Annotated in this window: 3 protein-coding genes and 1 pseudogene; all 4 read left to right on the forward strand. The window is 70.7% G+C overall.

From position 1 onward, the window contains the following. Window positions 1-326: pseudogene (locus QH283_RS15005) on the forward strand (DNA polymerase III subunit gamma/tau); the annotation flags it as partial. A 256-nt stretch (window positions 327-582) separates the two neighbouring features. Beyond that, window positions 583-1797, forward strand: coding sequence for an acetyl-CoA C-acetyltransferase (locus QH283_RS15010; RefSeq protein WP_280503612.1), 1215 nt, complete (start codon window positions 583-585; stop codon window positions 1795-1797). 38 nt (window positions 1798-1835) lie between these two features. Next, entirely contained in the window at window positions 1836-3989 is a 2154-nt protein-coding gene (locus QH283_RS15015; protein WP_280503613.1) for a 3-hydroxyacyl-CoA dehydrogenase NAD-binding domain-containing protein, read from the forward strand. Between the two features lie 395 nt (window positions 3990-4384). Then, on the forward strand, window positions 4385-7645 hold a 3261-nt coding region (locus QH283_RS15020), incomplete at its 3' end, for a protein kinase domain-containing protein (RefSeq protein ID WP_432420734.1).

Genomic DNA, 7645 nt, shown 5'->3' on the forward strand with positions numbered 1-7645 from the left:
GGGGGGGGGGGGCGCCGCGGGGCGGGGCGCGGCCGGCCGGGGGCGGGCGGGTTCGCGAGGACGACATTCCGCCGCCGGACTTCCCCGACCTCCCGGACGACCCCGGCCCCGGCGATTTCCCCCCGCCGGATCCGGCGCAGCTCGACAGCGCGCCGCCGGAGGAGTACACCCCGCCCCCGGTGCCGGGCCCGCTGACGGTCGAGGAGGAGCAGGAGATGCTCGCCGAGGCCGCCCGCCCGGTGGCCCCGGAGGACCGGCGCGACCCGGACGAGGTCGCCCTGGAATTGCTGCGCACCGAACTGGGAGCCACCAGGCTGGATGGTTGACAACCACCGTCCCGACGACGTTAAGTTAACGGGAGTTCGCACACCGGCGCTACTATGAACGGGTGCCCGCGAGCTCCGATGCGACGAGGCTCTATGGTATGCCCAGACGTGCGGGCGGCCAGAGCGTGCGTCTGTCGGTGCGTGCCGAGTTTTGTACAGCGTTAGGACGGTCGGTCCCACGGCCGGTCGGCGAGGTTATCCGCGCCTGTACCGCATACCGCGGTGCGGGGGCACCCCAAGGAAGGAACACTCCGATATGACCACAGAGGCCTACATTTTCGAGGCCATCCGCACTCCGCGCGGCCGCGGCAAGAAGAACGGTTCGCTGCACTCGGTCAAGCCGATCGACCTGACTGTTGGTCTGATCCAGGAGCTGCGCAACCGCTTCCCGAACCTCGACGAGGACCGGCTGTCGGACCTCATCCTCGGTGTGGGCGCCCCGGTGGGCGACCAGGGTGCCGATATCGCCCGTACCGCGGTCACCGCGGCCGGCCTGCCCGACACCGTCGGCGGCTTCCAGCTCAACCGCTTCTGCGCCTCCGGCCTCGAGGCCGTGAACCTGGCCGCCCAGAAGGTGCGCTCGGGCTTCGACGACCTGGTGCTCGCCGGTGGCGTGGAGTCCATGTCCCGCGTGCCGATGGGCTCCGACGGCGGCGCCTGGGCGCTGGACCCGGCCACCAACTACGACACCTACTTCGTGCCCCAGGGTGTGTCGGCCGACCTGATCGCCACCATCGAGGGCTTCAGCCGCGAGGACGTCGACGCCTACGCGGTGCGCTCGCAGGAGCTGGCGGCCAAGGCCACCACCGGCGGCTACTTCGCCAAGTCGATCGTCCCGGTCAAGGACCAGAACGGCCTGGTCGTGCTCGATCGCGACGAGCACATGCGTCCCGGCACCACCCTGGAGGACCTGGCCAAGCTGCAGCCCTCCTTCGCCGGCATCGGTGAGATGGGCGGCTTCGACGCGGTGGCGCTGCAGAAGTACCACTTCGTGGAGAAGATCAACCACGTCCACCACGGCGGCAACAGCTCGGGCATCGTCGACGGCGCCGCGCTGGTGCTCGTCGGCTCGGAAGAGGCGGGCAAGGCCTCGGGCCTGACCCCGCGCGCCCGCATCGTCGCCACCGCGACCAGCGGCGCCGACTCCACCATCATGCTGACCGGCCCGACGCCGGCCTCCAAGAAGGTTCTCGCCAAGGCGGGCCTGACCCTCGACGACATCGACCTGGTCGAGATCAACGAGGCGTTCGCCTCCGTGGTCCTGAAGTTCCAGAAGGACCTGAACATCCCGGACGAGAAGCTGAACGTCAACGGCGGCGCCATCGCCATGGGCCACCCGCTGGGCGCCACCGGCGCCATGATCACCGGCACCATGGTCGACGAGCTGGAGCGCCGCAACGGCCGCTACGCGCTGATCACCCTGTGCATCGGCGGCGGCATGGGCGTGGCCACCATCATCGAGCGGGTCTGATCCCACCGGTCACTGATTCAACAAGGAGACACAGAGCTGTGAGCGAAACCAACATGATCGGTTGGGAGAAGGATTCGGACGGCATCGTCGTGCTGACGATGGACGACCCGAACCAGGGCGCCAACACGATGAACGAGCTGTACAAGAAGTCGATGACCGAGACGGTCGACCGGCTCGTCGCCGAGAAGGACGACATCACCGGTGTCGTGCTGACCTCGGCCAAGAAGACCTTCTTCGCCGGTGGCGACCTGAAGAACATGATGAAGGTCGGGCCGGACGACGCCCAGGCCCTCATGGAAGAGCTGACCGAGATCAAGGCCGCCCTGCGCAAGCTGGAGACCCTCGGCAAGCCGGTCGTCGCGGCCATCAACGGCGCGGCCCTCGGCGGCGGGCTGGAGATCGCCCTGGCGACCCACCACCGCATCGCGGCCGACGTGCGCGGCTCGCAGATCGGCCTGCCCGAGGTCACCCTCGGCCTGCTGCCCGCCGGTGGCGGCATCATCCGCACCGTGCGCATGCTCGGCCTGCAGCAGGCGCTCATGGGCGTGCTGCTCCAGGGGCAGCGCAACAACCCGAAGAAGGCCAAGGAGATCGGCCTGGTCGACGAGCTGGTCGGCTCGGTCGAGGAGCTGATCCCGGCCGCCAAGGCGTGGATCAAGGCCAACCCGGACGCCGGCGTGCAGCCCTGGGACAAGAAGGGCTTCAAGATCCCCGGCGGCACCCCCGCCACCCCGGCCTTCGCGGCCAACCTGCCCGCCTTCCCGGCGAACCTGCGCAAGCAGCTCAAGGGCGCCAACATGCCCGCCCCGCGCGCCATCATGGCCGCCGCGGTCGAGGGCTCGCAGGTCGACATCGACAACGCCTCGCTCATCGAGTCGCGCTACTTCGTCAACCTGCTCACCGGCCCGGTCGCGAAGAACATGATCCAGGCGTTCTTCTTCGACCTGCAGTCGATCAACAACGGCGGCTCGCGTCCGAAGGACGTGCCGAAGAAGGAGATCAAGAAGGTCGGCGTGCTCGGCGCGGGCATGATGGGCGCGGGCATCGCCTACGTCTCGGCCAAGGCCGGCTACGAGGTCGTGCTCAAGGACGTCACCCTGGAGGCGGCCGAGCGCGGCAAGGGCTACTCGGAGAAGATCGAGGCCAAGGCCCTCTCCCGTGGCAAGACCACCGAGGAGAAGTCCAAGGCGCTGCTCGACCGCATCAAGCCGACCGCGGACGCGGCCGACTTCGCCGGCGTCGACTTCGTGATCGAGGCCGTCTTCGAGAACACCGAGCTCAAGCACAAGGTGTTCCAGGAGATCGAGGACATCGTCACCCCGGACGCCCTGCTGGGCTCCAACACCTCCACCCTGCCGATCACCGGTCTGGCGACCGGCGTGAAGCGCCAGGAGGACTTCATCGGCATCCACTTCTTCTCGCCGGTCGACAAGATGCCGCTGGTGGAGATCATCAAGGGTGAGAAGACCTCGGACGAGGCGCTGGCCCGCGTGTACGACTACACGCTCGCCATCAAGAAGACCCCGATCGTCGTCAACGACAGCCGCGGCTTCTTCACCTCGCGCGTGATCGGCACCTTCGTCAACGAGGCGATCGCCATGCTGGGTGAGGGCATCGAGCCCGCCACCATCGAGCAGGCCGGTTCGCAGGCGGGCTACCCGGCGCCGCCGCTGCAGCTGACCGACGAGCTGAACATGAAGCTCATGCAGAAGATCGCCAGGGAGACCGAAGAGGCCGTCAAGGCGGGCGACACCAAGCTGGGCACCGAGCGCCACCCGGCCATCGACGTCATCGACTGGATGGTCGAGCAGGGCCGCCCCGGCCGCCTGGAGAAGGCCGGCTTCTACGAGTACGACGAGAACGGCAAGCGCCTCGGCATCTGGCAGGGCGTGCGTGACCACTACAAGACCGTGGCCACCCTCGACGTGCCGCTGCAGGACCTGATCGACCGCATGCTGTTCGCCGAGGCGATCGAGACCCAGAAGTGCTTCGACGAGGGTGTGCTGCTCACCACCGCCGACGCCAACATCGGCTCGATCTTCGGCATCGGCTTCCCGGCCTGGACCGGCGGCGTGCACCAGTTCATCGTCGGTTACCCCGGCGGCGGCAAGGAGGCCTTCGTGCGCCGTGCCGACGAGCTGGCCGCCAAGTACGGCAAGCGCTTCGAGGTCCCGGCCTCGCTGCGCGGCTGACGCCCCCGCGCGTCACGCGAGACATCCGGTGAGCCGAGCTCGCCGGAGGAAGCCCGTCACCGCGTTCGCCGCGGTGGCGGGCTTCCGTCGTTTCTCCACCAAACCGCGACCCGGCCGCGCTACGTTGGATATGCGCAGGCAATGAGGGCTCGCGGTCAACACCGCCGGTCCGGCTGTCGTCGGCACGAGGTGGTCAGGTGAAGCAACAGCCGCGTTCGCACGGGTCCGAACCCGAGGCCGACCAGGTCGATCCAGGTGACCGGCCGGCCGCGGGCTCGAAGCCTGCCGCGGGCGCGACGACGGCGAATTCGGCCGGTGCGGACTCGGCGGGTGCGGACTCGGCGGGGGCGCGGCACGGCGAACCCACCCAGCGTCATCAGCCCCTCGGCGCCGGCATCGTCGAGGAACTCCAAGCGGCCGGGTTCACCGGCGCGGTGGAGATCGGGCACGGCGGATTCGGCGTGGTGTACCGCTGCCTGCAGACCGCCCTCGACCGCGTGGTCGCCGTCAAGGTGCTCTCACCCGACATGGACGCCGAGAGCCGCGAACGGTTCCTGCGCGAGGAGCAGGCCATGGGCCGGGTGTCCGGGCATCCGCACATCGTGGACATCCTGCAGGTCGACGTCACCGCCGCCGGGCTGCCGTTCATCGTCATGCCGTTCTGCGCGCACGGCTCGCTGGAACGGCTCGTCGTCGAGCAGGGGCCGCTGAGCTGGGCCGACACCCTGCGGGTCGGGGTGAAGCTGGCGGGCGCCATCGAGAGCGCGCACCGCGCCCGCATCCTGCACCGCGACGTCAAACCGGGCAACGTGCTGCTCAGCGCCTACGGCGAGCCGCAGCTCACCGACTTCGGCATCGCCCGCATCCCCGGCGGCTTCCGCACCTCGAGCAGCCTGATCACCGGATCGCCCGCGTTCACCGCGCCCGAGGTGCTCAAGGGCCAGGAACCCACCGTGCGCTCGGATGTCTACGGACTGGGGGCGACGCTGTTCGCCCTGCTCACCGGGCACGCGGCGTTCGAGCGGCAGGCGGGGGAGCGGGTGGTCGCGCAGTTCCTGCGGATCACCACCCAGCCGGTCCCCGACCTGCGCGAACAGCAGATCCCACCGCCGGTGGCCGAGGCCATCGAGGCGGCCATGGCCCAGGACGTCGAGCGCCGCCCGGAATCGGCGTTCGAATTCGGCGAGATGCTGCGCGCCGCCCAGCGCGCACTCGGCCAGGTGCCCGACGAGATGGCCCTGCTCGACCCGCTGCCGCCCGGTGTCCTCCCGCACGGTGAACCCGTGCCCGACGACGCGGGCGAGCGGCAGGCCGGGACGCAGGGCAGGCCGGCGCCGCTGGTCGCCGCGCGGCGCAGCTGGCCGCTGACCCTGCGTCCCGATGTCTCCCGCCATCCGGCCGCACCCGACGCGGCCCCGGCCGAGACGATGGCGGTCGGGGCTGGCTGGACGACGACCGGCCCGTCGGCCCCGCCGCCCGCCGCCGCGACCAAGTTCCGTCCGGCCACTCCCGCCAAGGAGCCGCTGGCCAGGCCGCGGTTGCTGGAGGTGCTGCGCGCGGGCGGGCGGCGCAGGCTGGCGCTCATCCACGCCCCGGCGGGCTTCGGCAAGAGCACCGTGGCCGCGCAGTGGCGGGCCGAACTCGCCGCCCGCGGCACGCCCGTGGCCTGGATCAGCCTCGACCGCTACGACGACAACGAGGTCTGGTTCCTGGCGCACCTGTTGCAGGCCATCCACCGGGTGCGCCCGGAGATCGGCATCGGCCTCGAACAGGTGCTGGAGGAAGAACTCGACGACGCGGTGCCCTACGTCGTCAGCACGCTGATCGACGAGGTGCACAGCCGAGGCGAGACCATCGTGGTGGTGGTCGAGAACTGGCACCGCATCACCGATCCCGGCGCGCTGCGCGCCATGGACACCCTGCTCGGCAACGGCTGCCACCATCTGCGGTTCGTGGTGACCAGCCGCGACCAGTCCGGTCTGCCGCTCAACGCCATGCGGGTCGACGACGAACTGGTGGAGATCGGCTCGGCGCAGCTGCGCCTCACCCCGGCCGAGACCGCACGAATCCTGGTCGAGCGCAACGGCTTCGATCTCACCGACCAGCAGGTCGAGCAGATCCACCGCTCCACCGACGGCTGGCCCGCCGCCGTGCAGCTGATCAGCCTGGCGCTGCGCGGCAACAACGACCCGCGGCGGCTGCTGGCATCGGGGCCGGAGGGCGGCCACAACATCCGCGAGTACCTGGCCGAGAACGTGCTGGACACGCTGGAGCCGAGGATGCTCGACTTCCTCACCGCGGTCGCGGTCACCGAGCGGGTTAACGCCGACCTGGCGGCCGCGCTGTCCGGCGCCACCGACGCCGATGAACTGCTGGCCCAGGCCGAGCAGCGCGAGCTGTTCCTGCGCCGCATCGACCACGATCCCGGCTGGTACCGGATGCAGCCGCTGTTCGCCGAGCATCTGCGCGCCCGGTTGGAGCGCACCGACCAGTCCGCCCTGCGCGCGCTGCACCGCAAGGCGTCGCGCTGGTACGCCGAACACCAGTTCCTGCGCAAGTCCGTCGACCACGCGCTGGCCGCGACCGACCTGAAGATGGCGCTGGACCTGGTCGAGGGCGGCGGCATGGATCTGATCGACGGTTCCCGGCTGGCCACCCTGCTCGGCACCGTCTCGAAACTGCCACTGCAACAGGTGACCTCGCGCTCCAAGCTGCTGATGGCGGTGGCGAGGGCGAACGTGAATCTGCAGCAGTCGGAGGCGGCGCGCTCGGCGCTGGGCAGACTGACCACCATGCTGCCGGGCGGCAACGCCGACGAGGGCGAGGCCCGCGCCCAGCGCCGCGAGGCCGCGGTGATCGCCGCCGCCGACGCGGTCACCCGCGACCGCACCGAGGGTGTGCTCGACCAGATCGCCGATGTCCTCGACGATCCGGGCGATCTGCCCACCTGGACGGTCTCCACCGCGGCGAATGTGGCCGCCTACGCGCGGCTGTGCGAGTTCGACTACGCCGGGGCGATCGAGTTGCAGGACTGGGCCGCGCCCTACCACGAGAAGTCGAAATACCAGCTCGGCCCGGTCTTCGGCCTGCTGGCCAGAGGGGTGGCCGCCTACGAGCAGCTGGACGTGGCCGCCGCGTCGGCCGCCTTCGAGCAGGCGTGGGAGACCGCGCACCGGCGCTCCGGGCCGCGCTCGCACGGCGTCCGGGTGGTCGCGGCGATGCTGGGCGAGCTGAAGTACCGGGCAGGGGATCTGGCCGGGGCCGATCGGATGCTCGACGAGAGCCACCAGCTGGTGGCCAGGGTCGGCACGGTCGACGTCTCGCTGGCGACGTTCGTGACCGGTGCGCGCGTCAAGGCCCTGATCGGTGACATGCGCGCGGCGACCGCCCGGCTGGACGAGGGCGAACGCATCGCCGCCGACGCGGGTCTGCCCCGGCTGGCCGCCGCCGTGCGGGCCGAACGGCTGCGCCTCGGCCTGCCGGTGACCCCGCCCACCGCCGATCTCCTCGTCGGCGAGCGGGGTGTGCGGCGCGCCCGTGGCGCGGCGGCGCGGGTCGCCGAGGCCGAGGAGATCGCCGTCGTGCGCGCCATGCTGGCGGGCAAGCCGCCGCACTCCGAGGACGCGGCGGTGCGGCACGCCCGCGCCCTGCACGGC

This window comes from Nocardia farcinica (assembly GCF_029867845.1).
GTDB classification, from domain to species: Bacteria; Actinomycetota; Actinomycetes; order Mycobacteriales; family Mycobacteriaceae; genus Nocardia; species Nocardia farcinica_A.